The 565-nt window shown below is 46.0% G+C and carries 1 protein-coding gene; it reads left to right on the top strand.

Annotated features, from left to right (window positions below):
* On the top strand, positions 1–565 hold a 565-nt coding region (locus tag R7Z50_RS29800), incomplete at both ends, for an MlaD family protein (protein ID WP_318150054.1).

The raw sequence follows: 565 nt of genomic DNA, 5'->3' as shown, positions 1-565 counted from the left end.
ATTGTCTATAAGAAAATTCCTATCGGTGCGGTCTACAGCTACCAACTGGATGAAGATGCAAAATCCATTACTATTCAAGCTAATATCCAAGAGCAATATCGACACATCATCAATGACCGCAGCCGCTTTTGGAATGTCAGTGGCATTGGCGCAAGTATTGGTTTTGAAGGCGTTGACGTACGCTTAGAAAGCATGAGTGCCCTACTTGGTGGCGCTATCGCCGTTGACTCTCCGGACGATGGCGAACCAGTGGAAGAAAATACCGAGTTCCGCTTATACAAAGACTTAAAAAAAGCAGGTCGAGGCATTGCGATCAAAATTGCTCTACCTGACGACAATAAAGTCAGCAGCGAAGGCGCACCAATCATGTACCGTGGCATTGAAATTGGTCAGGTCACCGACTTAAGCCTTTCTGAAGGACGAGAAGTCATTTTGGCGTCAGCAGCAATTCAGCCTGCTTTCAGTGACATGCTTACCACTGGCACTCGCTTTGTTTTGGAAGAAGCGAAAGTGTCGTTGTCTGGTGTCGAAAACATTGCAAACCTAGTTAGAGGAAACTTCCTCA

The organism is Vibrio sp. 1249-1 (assembly GCF_033340495.1).
Note: the sequence above shows the minus strand (reverse complement) of the source record. Positions and strands in the feature narration are given on the sequence as shown.